The following is a 230-nucleotide window of genomic DNA, read 5'->3' as shown; positions in this document are numbered from 1 at the left end:
CCCGGCTCGATCACCGAAGCGGCGACCATGGCCATGATGGCGACGAACGACTCCATCAGCATGCCGCCGTAGCCGATGTAGCGGGCGTTGGTTTCGTTGTCCAGCAGCTTGGGCGTTGTTCCCGAGGAGATCAGCGCATGGAAGCCGGACACCGCCCCGCAGGCGATGGTGATGAACAGGACCGGGAACAGGGTGCCCTTCCACACCGGGCCGGTGCCGTCGGTGAACTG

At 65.2% G+C, this 230-nt stretch carries 1 protein-coding gene; it reads right to left on the bottom strand.

Annotation, left to right across the window (positions count from 1 at the left end):
• Positions 1-230 (bottom strand): carbon starvation CstA family protein (locus SB786_RS37990; protein WP_410731811.1); only part of this gene is annotated, 230 nt, incomplete at both ends.

Origin of the sequence: Burkholderia sp. SIMBA_062, assembly GCF_046534765.1 — a bacterium.
In the GTDB taxonomy this organism is placed as follows: Bacteria; Pseudomonadota; Gammaproteobacteria; order Burkholderiales; family Burkholderiaceae; genus Burkholderia; species Burkholderia ambifaria.
Note: the sequence above shows the minus strand (reverse complement) of the source record. Positions and strands in the feature narration are given on the sequence as shown.